Annotated in this window: 14 protein-coding genes; 6 read left to right on the top strand and 8 right to left on the bottom strand. The window is 58.3% G+C overall.

What is annotated here, in order from left to right:
• Positions 1-23: 23 nt before the first annotated feature.
• Positions 24-2,240: an FdhF/YdeP family oxidoreductase gene (locus N645_RS0113300; RefSeq protein WP_024462010.1), complete on the bottom strand. Its 2,217-nt coding sequence runs from the start codon at positions 2,238-2,240 to the stop codon at positions 24-26.
• Between the two features lie 65 nt (positions 2,241-2,305).
• On the opposite strand from N645_RS0113300, the gene N645_RS0113305 reads away from it, so the two are divergent.
• Together N645_RS0113305 and N645_RS17870 are read left to right on the top strand one after the other, a co-directional pair.
• On the top strand, positions 2,306-2,581 hold the full coding sequence (locus N645_RS0113305; protein ID WP_024462011.1) for an acylphosphatase: 276 nt from the start codon (positions 2,306-2,308) through the stop codon (positions 2,579-2,581).
• Between the two features lie 18 nt (positions 2,582-2,599).
• Entirely contained in the window at positions 2,600-2,770 is a 171-nt protein-coding gene (locus N645_RS17870) for a DUF2256 domain-containing protein (protein ID WP_081666142.1), read from the top strand.
• 33 nt (positions 2,771-2,803) lie between these two features.
• Here the strand turns inward: N645_RS17870 and N645_RS0113310 are convergent, their stop codons facing one another.
• Together N645_RS0113310 and N645_RS0113315 are read right to left on the bottom strand one after the other, a co-directional pair.
• The gene (locus N645_RS0113310) at positions 2,804-3,415 is read right to left on the bottom strand and encodes a DNA-3-methyladenine glycosylase I (RefSeq protein WP_024462012.1); all 612 of its coding nucleotides are present in this window, start codon (positions 3,413-3,415) and stop codon (positions 2,804-2,806) included.
• A 2-nt stretch (positions 3,416-3,417) separates the two neighbouring features.
• On the bottom strand, positions 3,418-4,422 hold the full coding sequence (locus N645_RS0113315) for a Gfo/Idh/MocA family protein (RefSeq protein WP_024462013.1): 1,005 nt from the start codon (positions 4,420-4,422) through the stop codon (positions 3,418-3,420).
• A gap of 115 nt (positions 4,423-4,537) precedes the next feature.
• On the opposite strand from N645_RS0113315, the gene N645_RS0113320 reads away from it, so the two are divergent.
• The 3 genes from N645_RS0113320 (at position 4,538) to N645_RS0113330 (ending at position 5,964) form a co-directional block, all read left to right on the top strand.
• A complete protein-coding gene (locus tag N645_RS0113320) occupies positions 4,538-4,819 on the top strand; it encodes a peptidylprolyl isomerase (RefSeq protein WP_024462014.1) in 282 nt (93 codons plus the stop codon).
• A 229-nt stretch (positions 4,820-5,048) separates the two neighbouring features.
• Positions 5,049-5,645: a hypothetical protein gene (locus tag N645_RS0113325; RefSeq protein ID WP_024462015.1), complete on the top strand. Its 597-nt coding sequence runs from the start codon at positions 5,049-5,051 to the stop codon at positions 5,643-5,645.
• Between the two features lies 1 nt (position 5,646).
• Positions 5,647-5,964 carry a transcriptional regulator gene (locus tag N645_RS0113330; RefSeq protein WP_024462016.1) on the top strand — a complete coding sequence of 106 codons (318 nt, stop codon included), beginning with the start codon at positions 5,647-5,649 and terminating at the stop codon, positions 5,962-5,964.
• Positions 5,965-6,043: 79 nt separating this feature from the next.
• Here N645_RS0113330 and N645_RS0113335 read toward each other — a convergent pair whose 3' ends face one another.
• The 5 genes from N645_RS0113335 to N645_RS0113355 all read right to left on the bottom strand — a co-directional run bounded on the left by N645_RS0113335 (position 6,044) and on the right by N645_RS0113355 (position 10,988).
• Positions 6,044-6,520 carry a methylated-DNA--[protein]-cysteine S-methyltransferase gene (locus N645_RS0113335; RefSeq protein ID WP_024462017.1) on the bottom strand — a complete coding sequence of 159 codons (477 nt, stop codon included), beginning with the start codon at positions 6,518-6,520 and terminating at the stop codon, positions 6,044-6,046.
• The gene (locus N645_RS0113340; protein WP_024462018.1) at positions 6,517-7,902 is read right to left on the bottom strand and encodes an AlkA N-terminal domain-containing protein; all 1,386 of its coding nucleotides are present in this window, start codon (positions 7,900-7,902) and stop codon (positions 6,517-6,519) included. Before N645_RS0113340 ends, N645_RS0113335 begins: the two co-directional genes overlap by 4 nt.
• A gap of 79 nt (positions 7,903-7,981) precedes the next feature.
• Complete coding sequence (locus N645_RS0113345; protein WP_024462019.1) at positions 7,982-8,389, bottom strand: DUF5615 family PIN-like protein; 408 nt, start codon at positions 8,387-8,389, stop codon at positions 7,982-7,984.
• The gene (locus tag N645_RS0113350) at positions 8,373-9,083 is read right to left on the bottom strand and encodes a hypothetical protein (protein WP_024462020.1); all 711 of its coding nucleotides are present in this window, start codon (positions 9,081-9,083) and stop codon (positions 8,373-8,375) included. Before N645_RS0113350 ends, N645_RS0113345 begins: the two co-directional genes overlap by 17 nt.
• 198 nt (positions 9,084-9,281) lie before the next feature.
• The gene (locus N645_RS0113355; protein ID WP_238559255.1) at positions 9,282-10,988 is read right to left on the bottom strand and encodes a hypothetical protein; all 1,707 of its coding nucleotides are present in this window, start codon (positions 10,986-10,988) and stop codon (positions 9,282-9,284) included.
• Between the two features lie 526 nt (positions 10,989-11,514).
• Between N645_RS0113355 and N645_RS0113360 the strand changes: the two genes are divergently transcribed.
• Positions 11,515-14,046, top strand: a complete 2,532-nt coding sequence (locus N645_RS0113360; RefSeq protein ID WP_024462022.1) for a TonB-dependent receptor — start codon at positions 11,515-11,517, stop codon at positions 14,044-14,046.
• Positions 14,047-14,170: the final 124 nt, after the last annotated feature.

Genomic DNA, 14,170 nt, shown 5'->3' on the forward strand with positions numbered 1-14,170 from the left:
GCCAATGTTGACGGACATTTCGGTCAGGAGCCGTTGGTAATGGCTTCCAGGTTGACTGGAACGGACTTGAACGCCGGGGTCTGACTGCGGGGATCCTGCTCGGTGCCGATCAGAATGTTCGCCTCCGGGTAGTAGGCGAGCAGGGAGCCGGCGGGCAGGTTGAACGGGTAGACCGTCAGGTTTTCCATCACCCCGTGAGCCGAACGCAAAGTGGCTTTGTCGCCGGCTTTCAGGCTCAGGCGTTCCCGGTCTTCCGGCCCCACCAACACACACCAGCGGTGCTCGGTGCCCCGGTAACTGTCCGACTCTTCGTAAATGATGGAGTTGAACTGCCCCTCACTGCGGATACTGGCCAGGGTAAAGGGAAAATCCGGCTCGCGGGCGACCGGCAGAGAGTGCACCTGAAAACGGGCCTTGCCGTTGGGGGTGTTGAAGGTTGGCGATGTCAGCAGGCGACCGCCAATGGTGAATTCCTGATGGCTGGTGCCGATATCGGCCAGCGCCTCCATGCCGGGCACCGTTGCGGCTATGGCGGTACGCACCCGGTCGTGTTCCCTAAGCGCCCCGAAATCAAAAGGTCCGGCGGGCAGTAAGCGCTTACCCAGTTCCGCCAGAATGGCCACCTCCGAGCGCACATTGGTCAGGCGGCGAATACCGCCATCGCTCAGTCGTACATAGTTGAACATGGATTCCTGGGTGGTGCTCTGGGGCTCTTCGTCCCGGGCGGTGACCGGCAGGATCATCGCCTCGCTGTGCTCCATGCCGTGAATGTGCCCCTGGTTGAGGGTGGTGGTCAGATACAGCTTGAAACCCACCCGATCCAACGCCCTCCGGGCAAAAGTGGCGTCCGGGGTGGCCGCATAGAGGTTACCGCCCATCAGCAGGGCCGCGTCCATGTCCCCGGCGTCGGCGGCGCGCAGGCAGGCGAGGGTGTCCAGCCCCCGAGTGCGGGGCAATTCCAGATCAAAATGCGATTCCAGCGCCGCCAGCACATCCTCGGAGAGCACCGGCTTTACGCCGATGGTGCCGATGCCCTGAACGTTGCTGTGGCCCCGCAAAGGCAGCAGTCCCGCGGACGGTTTGCCCAGCATGCCGCGCAACAGCGCCAGATTGGCGATGGCCTCGACATTGTCCACGCCATTGCGGTGGTGGGTGATGCCCATGCCCCAGGCAAACACCGCGTGCTCGGCCCGGGCGTAGTCGGCGGCCAGGGCTTTGATGTCGGTTTGGCTGAGGCCACAGGCGGACGTCAGCGACGCCCAGTCCGTCTGTTCCAGATCCGTCCTGTAGGCATCGAAGCCCTCGGTGTGGGCTTCGATGAAGGTGGTATCCAGCGCGTGCTGTTCGAGTAGGGCTTTGCCCACGGCTTTGAGTAGAGCGAGGTCCGAGCCAATGTTCGGTTGCACATAGCGCGAGGCGATCCAGGTGCCGCCACTCAACATGGAGCGGGCGCTTTTTGGTACGGCAAAGCGCACCAGCCCCGGCTCCCTGGCCGGGTTGATCACAATCACCTGGCCACCGCGTTCGCGGCAGTGCTGCAGTTGGTGCACAAAGCGGGGGTGATTGGAGGCCGGGTTGGCACCAATCACAAAAATCAGGTCCGCGCCGCCCAGGTCTTCCAGGCTGATGGTGGCCGTGCCGGTACCGATTACGTTGCCCAGGCCCACGCCGGTGGCCTGGTGGCAGTAATAGGAGCAGTTGTTGACGTTGTTGGTGCCATACAGGCGGGCCAGCAACTGCAACACAAAGCCCGCCTCGTTGGAGGAGCGGCCGGAGGAGTAGAAAAAACTGCGGCTGGGGTCGGTGGCCGCGAACCGCTCGGCGGCCAATGTCAGGGCCTGATCCCAGTCGATGGGTTGGTAGCGGTTGCTGTCGGCGGGCTTGTGCAGCGGCGTGTTCAACCGCCCGAGGTGTTCCAGCTCATGGGCGGAGAGCTCTTTGAAATCATCCAGCGTATGCTCGAACAGCTCGTCGGGGATCGGTGGTTGGATATCCGTGGATTGGGCCTGGATGCTTTTATTGCACACCGAGGGGAACTCATCCAGCTCGTTGGTCATACCCCCGTGCTGGCCACCCATGCCCAGCCCGCAGGCCTTACAGGTATTGCGTGCTTTGAGTGCCTTGGTGGAGTTGAGCAGCCCGATCCGGCTCAGGGTGCGCAGCGTATACAGCACCTTCTTGGGGCCACCCCCGACAATGGTGATGGGATCGGCAGAGGTTTCGGAGGCACGCTCGGACATGGCAGACTCTTGGGTTACGAATGGCAACTGACAGACTATGCCGAACCGGCAAACGAGGCAATACGTTGATTGACGCTAAACACTATCTGATTCACGGGCGGGTCCAGGGCGTTTCCTATCGCGCCAATACCCAACGCAAAGCCCGGGAGCTGGGTCTCACCGGCTGGGTTCGAAACTTGCCCGACGGCCAGGTCGAAACGCTGGCTCAGGGGGCTCCCGAAACACTGCAAGCCTTCGAAAGCTGGCTTTGGCAGGGCCCGGCGTTGGCAGAGGTCACCCGGGTGGAGGTCAGCGAGGCCGAGGGCGAGCCGGCCGATTCAGATTTCATCGTGCGCTACTGATCCGCTGGATCCATTCTCATGGCCAAAGCCCGTAAAAAGCGCGACCTCCCCACCAAAACCTGCCCGGTGTGTGAGCGGCCTTTCACCTGGCGGAAGAAATGGGAGAAGGATTGGGAAAACGTCAAATACTGCTCCGATCGCTGCCGCCGAACCGGTACCAGACTCGAAGATTCGCGTAGGTCGGGTTAGTGCGCAGCACGTAATCCGACAGATCCCTCCCGATCACGCTCCAGGCCGCTTAAACCGCTTACGCGCCTTATCAATCTCCGGCCGCATACAACACTCGTGGGCATGATCATTCACCAAACCCATCGACTGCATAAACGCATACACCGTGGTCGGCCCGACAAACTTCCAGCCGCGCTTCTTAAGATCTTTTGACAACGCGACCGACTCCGGCGAGGTGCTCAGCGTCTGCGGGTCCACATCCGGTCGCCCCTGGGGTTCAAAACGCCACACGTAGGTCGCCAATGAGCCCTCCTCGGACACCAGTTCTTTGGCCCGCCGCGCGTTATTGATCACCGCCTCGATCTTGCCCCGATGACGAACAATACCGGCGTCTTCCAATAAGCGCTCAACATCCTTCTCGGTAAAGCGGGCCACCTTGTGGAAATCAAAGTTCTTGAACGCCTTGCGGAAGTTGTCCCGCTTGGCCAGAATCGTGCGCCAACTCAAACCGGACTGAAAGCTCTCCAGACACAGCTTCTCAAACAGGTGGCGATCGTCATCCACGGGAAAGCCCCACTCGCGGTCGTGATACTCAAAAAACTCCGGTGCCGCCTTGCACCAGAAACAGCGCGGCTGGCCGTCGGGGCCGGGTACCGTATTGGTCATCGTCATACTCCTTCACTCTCAAATTCATATTGCAGAGGCAGCTGCCGCCGTATTTCGTCCATGATCGCCATGATTTCTACCGTTTCCGCCACGGGAATCACCGGGCTTTCTCTCAGGCCGGCGCGCAGGCAGCGGGCGGCTTCCCGGACCTGAAATATAAAGCCGTTGTCCGCGTTTTCCGTGCGGATGGTCTCTTCGCGGTCGATGGTTCGATCCTTCAAATATTTGACGGTAAAGGCGTCACTCTGCTGAAACTCCGGGTAGTCAATATAGCCCTTATCACCAAAAAACAGCGCTTCCTGACGCATCAACAGATTGAAACTGGTGTTTACCGTTGCAATGCAGCCCGAGGGGAAAACGAACTGGTAGGAGGCGATTTCGTCGACGCCGGTGTCGCTGAACCGGGCGGTGGCGTGAATGCTGGCGGGCCGTTCGCCCAGCACGTAACAGAGCATGCTGATCGGGTAGATGCCCATATCCAGCGTGACGCCACCGGCCAGTGCCGGATCAAACAGTCGTCCCCGGTAATGCTCCGGGGCAATGCCACCGAAATTGATCGTGGCGACTTTCACTTCGCCAATGGTGTGGTTCCTGATGGCCTCACGCAGCGCTTTCATACTGGGCAAAAACCGGGTCCAGATGGCCTCCATCAGGAAGCAGCCCTTGGCCTCGGCGGCATCCTTCAGACGACGGGCCTGCTCGGCGTTGACGGTAAAGGGCTTTTCGATCACCAGGTGTTTACCGTGCTCCAGTGCCATGAGCGCATTGTCCGCGTGGAAGTTGTGCGTCGTGGCAATATAGATGACGTCAACATCTTCGCGCTCGACCAGCGACTCATAAGTGTCGGCCTCGATGGCATACTCGCGGGCGAACGCTCCGGCCTTTTCCGGGGATTTGGAGGCGACGGAGATCAGCGCGTTGTCCGCCTCCAACTGAATGGCCTCAGCCATTTTATGAGCGATGACACCCGCGCCGATAATACCCCAGCGAATCGTCTTGTCTGACACAATAAGTTCTCCTGTTGATGGGCGTTCTCACGGTAACCCATTGCGGGCTGGATCTGAACCGGGATACCGATTATCGTATGCCCTCAATGTTCACCCATGACAAAGAGATACGATTATGCCTCAAGCAGCCGCACGTCACATCCTGGTCGACAGCGAAGCCACCTGTAATGAATTGAAAGCCAAAATCGAAGCCGGTGAGGATTTTACCAAACTGGCGCAGGATCACTCCAAGTGCCCCTCGGGCCGCAATGGGGGTGACCTGGGCACCTTTGGTCCGGGCCAAATGGTACCGGAGTTCGACAAGGTGGTTTTCAGCGCGCCGGTCAACGAAGTGCAGGGCCCGGTAAAGACCCAGTTCGGTTACCACCTGCTGGAAGTCACTCAGCGCCAGGACTGAGCCTGATCGAGTCGTCAGCGGCACCCGTGGGGTGCCGCTTCCCTCGCTATCGCCCTCTAGCCCTGACCGCGAACGTCTGAACCGGACACCAGATTTCATTTGACTGATCATCCAAAACAAAGTACTTTGTATAACAAAGCATGGATGTACTCAGTGCCTCCTGAGAAGTGGGCTTTACGTCAGAGCGCTGAAAGATGCTTTTATTCTTTTGGTTAACAAGGAGAGCGAGATGATTGAACGTGCACAAAGCGACCTGGCTTACATTCGGGAGCTGATGAGCGAAACCCGCCGGGCGGCCTGTATCAGTGGCGGCTATTTCATAGTTTGGGGCGTCGTGGTAAGCGCGGGGCTCATGCTGACCTGGTTACAGGTGGTCGGTGTTCTACCCTATGCACCCTACGCGACCTGGGTGCCCTGCATGATCCTGGGCATGCTCGGGAATGTCATTCTGGTGCGCCGGGATAGGCGCGAACCGGTGCAGAGCTACGCAGGACGGTTAGTTGGCATGGTCTGGGTAGCGCTGGGTATCACCCAGCTGTTGTTCTTTTTTGTGGGGCTGGGGCAAGGGGCTTTGCCAGGCGCCTATCTTCCTGCCGTATTTGGTGGGCTGATTGCCGTGGGCATCTTTCTTACCGGCATACTGGCGGGGCTTGGCTGGTTGCGAAACATGGCCTTTGGCTGGTGGCTTGGGTCTCTGGCAATGTTTATCTGGCCGGGTGAAACCGCCATTTTATTGATGGGTGTCTTGTTGTTGCTGTTCTACGTGCTGCCCGGCGTACTCTTGATTCGGATGCGTCACCATCGGTTGGACGCGGTGGGAGCCTGAGGTGTCGGATTTTGACCATACCCAGATCGACGATCTGATTCACTCGCGCATTCGCTTGGCGGTCATCGCCGTACTGGCCGGCGTTGATAAAGCAGAGTTCACCTTTATCCGCGACCGGGTCAAAACCACTGACGGTAACTTGAGCACTCATTTACGCAAGCTGGAAGGTCGTCGGTACGTGGCAATTGAAAAACGCTTTGACGGCCGCAAACCGGTCACCGAGGTATCTCTGACCGAGTCCGGCCGAGAGGCGTTTGAGCGCTATTTAGCGCACCTCGAGTCAATGCTTGGGGCAGCGCAAGGCAGGGGCCAAAGCTGAAGGCGGTATCATCGACCGCCCGCGGCCAGAAGGACGTCGCGCAAGTGGTCGAACCCGTTGTCTGGTTCTGCCGGAAGCGTTACAGAGCGGGTGCACCGCGCCGCTCAAGCGCCAGCAACCAGGCTTTGCGTTCAACACCGCCGGCATAGCCGGTCAGCTTGCCGTCTTTACCGATAACCCGGTGGCAGGGCACTACAATGGCAATCGGGTTAGCGCCGTTGGCGGCGCCGACGGCCCGGACGGCCTTGAGTCGCTGGATGAGTTTTGCCTGTTCGGCATAGGACCGGGTCTCGCCGTAGGGAATGGTCAGCAGGGCTTGCCAGCAGGCCCGTTGGAAGTCGGTGCCTGCGGCGGCCAATGGCAGGTCGAACGCCCTGCGCTGACCGGCGAAATAGTCACTCAGTTGTTGGCGGGCGAGTCGGGTCAGGGCGTTGTCTGGCTGGGCGGATGCCGTACCGGCATCGATAAAATCGATGTGGGTGATGGCATCGTCACCGCCGAGAATGCGCACCGTGCCGATCGGTGTGTCCAGCAGACTTTGGTAACGGGCTGTCATAACAGACTCCACAGATAAACGGTCAGATAACTCTGCCAGGGTGAGGCATCCTCGGGCCGCCATCGGCGGCTTTTTTCCCCCAGCGCTTTTTGCACACCAAGATCGGACCCGAGCCAGACATCACTGTCGCCCAGGCCCCGCATCCGTGCGTAGTTTACCGTCCAGGGGCCGATGCCGTTGAGCGCGAGCCAATTTTCAGGATCTGCCGCCCGCGTTGGCTGAGTGTTGAACAGCTCCGCCAGGTCAAGCAGGGTCTGGCGCCGGCGACCGTGCATCTTCAGGCTACCGAGGTCTTCACTGGCCAGCATGGCCGGGCTTGGAAACAGCCGGTACTCAGTGTGTTGGCCGGGGATCGGCTGCCCAAACTCGGCGACCACCTGGCGGACGAGGTTGCGCGCGGCCGCGACACTGATTTGCTGCCCGAGAATGGCGCGAACGCCGGCTTCAAACGGATCCCATATACCCGGCAGCCGTAAACCCGGCCGCATTGGACCCAGCTGCGCCTGGATCGGCGCCAGGTGAGCATCAATGGTGCTGCTGTCGGCATCCAGGTCCAGTAGGCGACGAATGGTGCGAACCACCGGCAACAGAGCAGTTGGTTGGCTCAGTTCCAGGCTGACCTCGAAGCCAAAGCGCTCGGGCCGGTGCCGGGCGGTAAAATGACCACTGTGCCCGTTGGCCAAGCGAAAGGTCCGGCCGTAGTAGTCATCTCCGCACCACTCCAGGGTATCGATCAGGCGGGTTTTGAGAAAGTCGCGCAGCGCTGGCCAGTCGTAGGGTGGCCGGTAACTGAGCAAGAGGCGGATGCCGGGCTCCGGGTGCTGGCTGTGAGCTTGGCGTCGCAGGGCACTGGGGGTCAGTCGCAGTGCGCTGGCAAAACAGTCATTGAAGCGGCGCACGCTGCCGAAGCCCGAGGCCAGGGCGATTTCAGTAACCGGCAGCCGGGTCTGTTGCAGCAGGCTCTTCGCGAACAGCACCTGTTGATAGAGGCCGTACTGCTTCGGGCTGGTGCCGACGTTTTGCTGAAACAGCCGGCCGAGATAACGGCTGCTGATGCCGAGCCGGTCGGCGAGGTCAGTCACGCTGCCCGTCAGCAGGGCGCCATCATCAATCAACCGCAGTGCCCGCTCCAGGGTGGTGTCGGTACCTTTCCAGGCCCAGGAGGTCGGGGCGCTGTCGGGCCGGCAACGCAGGCATGGGCGAAAACCGGCGTTGGCGGCGGCAATGGCACTGTCGAAATAGAGAACGTTCCGCTCTTTCGGCGCTGGGGCCGGGCAAATCGGGCGACAATAGATACCGGTAGTTTTCACCGCGACAAAGAACCGGCCATCGAAACGATGGTCGCGAGCCAGTCGGGCTTGTCGGTAGTGGCTGTTGGTCAAGGTGCTGTCCCCAGGTCAATGAGGACAGTGTACTCCGGAACCGGGGGAAAGCTGGCCGGAAACGGAACTCAATAGGGGGTTAGTAGTTAAACTGTTCAAACCTTCCTTTTCCGGAAAATTGCAAAGGTACGTGGAAGCTTGCACCGGGCTCGACTCGATCTGCTTGCTCGATAATCCGGGGCCACCACCGTGTCAGGTGCCAGGCTTTTTCCCAATATGGCTGATCTGCCCATGCTTTCTTGAGAAAAAAGGCGGTCAGTTTGCTTTTTCTCAAAGCTTGTTTTTCCAGATCGTTCTTTTTCAGTCTGTCCTGAGTCACGATAACCCAGTGGCTTTGCTCTGCGAGCGCGTTGATCCATTCGTGATCAGGCGTTGCCGCATCAAACATGTCCTTTAAGTGCCAGACTTCATGGTAGCGAGGCTCAGATAATTCGTGAAGTGCTTTCGCTAAGGCGTGTGGCAGGTTGTTATCAATGAACAACTTCATCACGAAACAGTCCTTGTTCAAATTCGATAGCTGCGGCTACAGCCTTTAGATCTACTTCATACAAACGAGCTACAAATTTAGCGTCTTTTTCCACTTTGAAGGCGTGGTATAACACTTCCGTGGGTACGCCGGATTTTTGGTCGATAGGTCGACCGAAGGAGCGTCTGGGATCGAGCACGATATGCCGATTCCCATGGGGGTGCCAGGAAAGTGGCTCACCAGTTTCACTGTAAGTAATGCCCTTATACAAAGAAGGGCCGATGACGGCCTTGAAGGCGTACTGGCGCTTGACCAAGTCGATCAAGGCCTCTTCTTCAAGACCTTCGCTTTTGATCAGCTCAGCAAAAATACTGCGTCCGTCTGTCTTGAATTCCCTACAGGTGAACGGGTGATCGCTATTGAAGCACTCCTTGGCGAACTCGGATGCGGCCCGGACCGCTTGTAAACTGACACCGTGCTTTCTGAAGGCATAAACAAACCGCGCCTCCAGAAGATCCATAAACCCGAGCGCCTTTTGTTCGTAGCCCTGAAGTTGAGGTGTCCAGACGGGCGCGTGATGAATTTTGTGCCCCTCGGAGTTCGAGGTATAGCCAAACAACCAGCGGCTGAGCACAGCTGAGGGAATCCCTGTAATGGCTGAAGCTTCGGGGAGGCTGTAGAGGCCTACTCCGATCAGGCTGTTTTCTGCTTGCATGGAATCACCTATTTATCCATCCTCCGTCGGAAACAATTGTCCCATAAGACGGTACTCAAAGTAAGGTCTTCGGTAGGGCGTAGTGATTGATCGCCAGCCCGCTCAGCCCGTCAGACGGCCCTTCAACCACTAAGCGTCGGATTTAACTTTACCAGCTGAGAGGGACGGGGAGCCACTTCCCTGTGGCGCGGTTCGGGATCAGTGCACGGCGTTGAGCACAGGGGCTCGAGTCAATTCGTGCACCAGTACGTTCCCGGGCAGAACGCCGATGCTCGGGCAGGCCTGGGAAGCCGCATCCAGTAGATCTTCCTCGCGCCGCTCCAGGTCGTTGAATTCCCGCATGATGGCACCGTTGCGCGGATCGGGGAGGGTGATTCCGGTGAGGAAGCCCGAAAGAATCGCCTCTTGGCCTGGTTGGGTGTTGTAGTGTAAGTGCGCGAAGTTGGTGCCCGTTTCGATCTGGTGACAGCCACTACAGGTGTTGACTGCCAACCCCTGCAGAGCCTCATCCTCGTTGCTGGCTCCGGGGGTGCTCGGGGGCGGATTGGCGGGCACGTTCAGTGCGCTGGCCGGGGCGTTCCAAAGTTGAGGGGTGGGTGCGCTGCCGGCAAGAAAGTCGTTGTGACCGGCGAAGTTGTCGGGAATGGTGTGGGTGTGGTTGATTAGCTCAATCCAGTTGAGGTTGACATAATCCGCGAGCACCGCGGTGTTGTTATGGGCCATCTGAGGCTCCTGCTTGACCGTGGTTTGCTGGAGCAGCCCGCCACCGTCCGGTAGCCGGAATTCACGCATTTCCCACAGCGGCGATAGTGGCAGGAATTCGTTGGTCCGGACCTGACTGATGGCGCTGCCATTCGGGCTCGACGGGGCAGCGTCGGCGCTGGCAAACACCTCCGTCAAACTCGCCAGATCACTGTTGTAGTTGCTGGAGCCGTCCAGATCAATCCACGCTTGGGCCCACTCTTTAGTGGCCTGACAGCTATTGATCGGCACCTGGTATTCAAGAATCAAAGTTTTGCCCATGGAGTTGCAGTTGCCATCGTGCAGAGAGAACACGAAGCGCCCTTCACCCGCATCGCCGCCGCCATAGACGGACGAGGGGCCACGGAGGTCAGCCCGGAGTACGATTCCCAACAGTTTGAACGGGCTGTGTTCTGGTTGCAGGGCGGCGCCGGAGCCGCCGCTGCGAATCTCCCACTGTTCAATAATTTCCTGATACACATGGGGACGGGCGTTGACGATATGGTTGTTGATGAGCTGGTTACTGTTCCAGTGGTCAAACATCTGTTTAATGAAGTCCGAAGTGGATGTCTGGCCATTGTTGATCTGTGCCATCAGTTGCCAAAAGGTCCACTCGCCCATCGGGTTGCCATTCGGGGGTTGGTTGGTACTTTCGCAGAACCAGGTCCGGTCTGGGTCGTTGACCACATCCAGTCGGGTGATCATCAGGGATTCGGATGCGTCCACAGAGGTGGCGCGTGCAGGCTTGAACGGCAGGCCCAGCTCCGGTCCGAGCACCGGAAGCTCGATGGGGCGACGAAACTCGATGGCGTCCAGGCTCAACGGCAACACAAACTGCCGGGGCTTTTCGGCCAGGTGCTGCTCGATGATCATATGTTCACCTTTGACTGCAACGGTCTGCACACCGATTGACTCTCGGCCACCGGGGGTGAACAGCGTACGTTTGCGCTCTAGATTGACCTTGGCGAATATCCGGTTCGCCTCCACAAACTGCTCGCTGTCGAACTTGGTGGCGGTGGAAAATATGCCATCCCTCGGTTTCTCATCACCGTTCTCTCCCCGGTCGTTCAGGACGACGTGCTCATCTCCCAGCACGATGGCGATCTCGGTGCCTGGTTTCTGGTGAGGAAAGCGCGCAGCCACCACCGCCTCGCCTTTGTTCATTGGAAGTAACCATAACTCGGTTGGCTTGGGATTCCGGATAGAGTTGTCGTCGGATTTTTGCGCCTGTGTGAAGGCCGAAAAGCCGATTAACGTACAAATGGTGATTGTGACGAATGTGTGAGAGAACGTCCTCTTCATCGTTTGATTCCTCCTGATTGGGCCCCACGGCAGGGATTATTTTGTTGATGGTCCCGTCTCTGATCAGCTCTTACCAGATTCGTAGCCAGGACAAGCCGCCGGGCTTTTTACCCGTCGGCCCATTAAAGTCTTAGGAAGGAACCGGACGATCGTCTAATGCGCGAGACCACTTTTTGTGAAGACGTGAACCGTACCTCAAAAAGCGGAGGACTCTGAGGACAAGTGAAAAAGTCAGACGCCAGGTCCTTGTGTCCTACACGGTAGTGGCGGTGTCAAATTCACACAGTTGTCATTTGGCTGGAACCTTTCTGTCACATATCCCCTTCAAGATATGCGCACAAAGATTATTACGCCAAAATTTTGTGTTGTTTAGTTATAAGGGGGTGTTATGAATTTTCGCCAAGTGCCATTGGCAATCGCCGTTACGGCCTTATCGGCGGGCAGTACTTCGTTGTCATATGCGCAACAGCCTGCAATACAGGAAGAACTGGTCGTTACTGGTCAGCGCGAAGCGCGCAATGAAGCCATTGACCTGTACCGCGACTCGGACAGCATTACCAACTTTATTGCCTCGGACGCCATGGGTCAGTTTGTGGACCAGAACGTGGCCGAGTCCCTGCAGCGCCTGCCGGGTGTGTCCATCTCCCGTGACCAGGGCGAAGGTCGTTTTGTCAGCGTGCGCGGTGTGAGTGCGGGTCTGAGTTCGGTGTCCATTAACGGCATGCGCATCGGTACCCCGGAAGACGGCTCCCGCGCGGTGCCGCTGGATGTGATTCCCACCGGCTCCGTTGAGCTGATCGAAATCACCAAGGTGCCCACACCGGATATGCCCGGCGATGCCATTGGCGGTGCGGTGAATGTGAAGTCCGGATCGGCGTTCGACTACGACGGTGAGACTTTCCGTTATCGTGCCGAGGGTTCCTATAACGAGCTGAGCGAAAAGACCAGCCCCAAACTGCAGGCCAACTACACCGACGTGGTGAATGCCTTTGGAGGCTCTGAGAATTTCGGTATTTCCCTCGGCGCCAACTTTCTGGACCGCGAGTTCCAGTCAGACAATATTGAAGCCGCCTATTACGAAAACGATGATCTCGGCGAGACCGTCAAGGCTCTGCAGGAAGTCCAGCTGCGCAAGTACTATGTCAACCGCGAGCGTATCGGTGCCAACGTCAACCTGGAATATCGCCCGGATGACACCAGCCGCTACTACATGAACACCGTGTTCAGCCGTTTCAGCGATGCTGAAACCCGTCAGCGCAGCATCTATGTATTTGAAGACGGCACCCTGACCGATTTTGATGGCAACAGCGGTACCTTTGAAGATATCGCCGAAGACGGCTTCCGTCGACGCATCCGTTTCCGTACCAAAGAGCAGGACACCACGGCCCTGGCCCTGGGCGGTGAGCACATCATGGAATCCATGGAGCTGGATTATCAACTGGGTTACTCGGTAACTCGCGAGAAGGTGCCCGATGAAACCGAGGGCCGGTTCGAGTACCAGACGCAAGAACTCGACGGTGAATTCACCATCGGTCAGGGTATTCCGTCCTTCCGTATTCTGAACCAGGGCACTGAAGATACCAGCCACCTGAATCACGCCGAATACCTGCTGGATCGCGTGGTGCTGGAGCCGAAATTCATCGACGATGACGATCTGAACTTCTCGGCCAACGCCCTGTTCCGTGATGCCTTTGGTCAGCGCAACTTCTCTCTGAAGACCGGTATCGATTTCCGGGCCAAAAGCAAAGATGTCGACGTCAATGAAATCGAGCTGCGCGATGTACCCGAGCTGGGTCTCGAGCCCTACACCATCGGCGCGCCGGACTACCCCTTCGCCAATCTGGGAGAGGGAATCAGTGAGTCAATGTTCCTGAGCGATTTCTATGCCGACCGCGATGCATTCCAGATTCGCCCGCAGGATGAGGACGAGGCGCGCGAGTTGCAGCAGGCCGAAGATTTTGTCGCCGATGAAGATGTGCTCGCCGGCTACCTGATGGGCACCTGGCAGGCCGATAACTGGCAGTTGATCGCCGGGGCGCGAGTGGAGTACACCGACTACAGCGCCACGGGCAATCAGTTGGAATTTGATGAGAACGGCGATCTGTCGATCACCAGCCGCTCTGTCGAGTCCGATTACTCCAATGTATTGCCGGGGCTGCATTACCGCTACAACCTGAGCGACGACATGGTGCTGCGTGCGGCCTGGAGCACCACCATCGCCCGTCCCAGCTTTTCTGATATCTCCCCGCGTTTTTCCATCAACCGGGAAGACCTGGAAATCGATGCCGGCAACCCCGAGCTGGACCCCTACCAGTCCACCAACTTTGACATCATGTTTGACTGGTACCGCGATGGCGGTGTGATGTCGGCCGGTATATTCCACAAGGATATCGACGATTACATCGCCGAGTTCACCACCACCAATAACGCCGAGTTTGCCGGTTACGAAGTGACCACGCCGGTCAATGGCACCGACGCCTCGGTGACCGGGGTGGAGTTCAACCTGGAAGAGCAACTGGGCGCCTTCCTGATCGGCGGTAACCTGACTTTCCTGGATACCGAATTGTCTCTGGAGCAGCGGGACGGGGAAACCTTTGCCCTGCCCGAGTCGGCCGAGCAGTCCGGTAACCTGTATGTGGGTTACGAGATGGGTCGCTTCAGTACGCGCCTGAGTATCTCTCACCGTGATGAGTATCTGAGTGAGGTGGGTGACAGTCAGGCGTTTGATATTTATGTGGCGCCGCACACGCAGGTGGACCTGACGGCGTCGTATCGCCTGGCGGAAAGTCTGGACCTGGTGTTTGAGTTGGTGAATATCAATGACGAACCGCTGGAGTTGTATCAGGGGTCTGAGGGTTACACCTACCAGTTGGAGGAATACGGTCGTACCGTTTCTTTCGGGGTTAAGGGTAGCTTCTAACCTGGTTGGGTGACGGCGGATGCGCGCTTTGCGCTTATCCGCCCTACGGCAGAGCGCAGCGGTATAAACACACGTGGGGCGGATCGGTCCGACGCCTCGGAGCGAAGCGCATCCGCCGCAAACC

The organism is Marinimicrobium sp. LS-A18 (genome assembly GCF_000463525.1).
Lineage (GTDB): Bacteria > Pseudomonadota > Gammaproteobacteria > Pseudomonadales > Cellvibrionaceae > Marinimicrobium > Marinimicrobium koreense.

Bases quoted from the DNA above. Each gene is read 5' to 3' on its own strand.
- N645_RS0113345 (WP_024462019.1), bottom strand. From the start codon at position 8,389: ATGAAGTTGTTCATTGATAACAACCTGCCACACGCCTTAGCGAAAGCA.
- N645_RS0113355 (WP_238559255.1), bottom strand. From the start codon at position 10,988: ATGAACAAAGGCGAGGCGGTGGTGGCTGCGCGCTTTCCTCACCAGAAA.
- N645_RS0113310 (WP_024462012.1), bottom strand. From the start codon at position 3,415: ATGACCAATACGGTACCCGGCCCCGACGGCCAGCCGCGCTGTTTCTGG.
- N645_RS17870 (WP_081666142.1), top strand. From the start codon at position 2,600: ATGGCCAAAGCCCGTAAAAAGCGCGACCTCCCCACCAAAACCTGCCCG.
- N645_RS0113300 (WP_024462010.1), bottom strand. From the start codon at position 2,240: ATGTCCGAGCGTGCCTCCGAAACCTCTGCCGATCCCATCACCATTGTC.
- N645_RS0113335 (WP_024462017.1), bottom strand. From the start codon at position 6,520: ATGACAGCCCGTTACCAAAGTCTGCTGGACACACCGATCGGCACGGTG.
- N645_RS0113325 (WP_024462015.1), top strand. From the start codon at position 5,049: ATGATTGAACGTGCACAAAGCGACCTGGCTTACATTCGGGAGCTGATG.
- N645_RS0113320 (WP_024462014.1), top strand. From the start codon at position 4,538: ATGCCTCAAGCAGCCGCACGTCACATCCTGGTCGACAGCGAAGCCACC.
- N645_RS0113350 (WP_024462020.1), bottom strand. From the start codon at position 9,083: ATGCAAGCAGAAAACAGCCTGATCGGAGTAGGCCTCTACAGCCTCCCC.
- N645_RS0113360 (WP_024462022.1), top strand. From the start codon at position 11,515: ATGAATTTTCGCCAAGTGCCATTGGCAATCGCCGTTACGGCCTTATCG.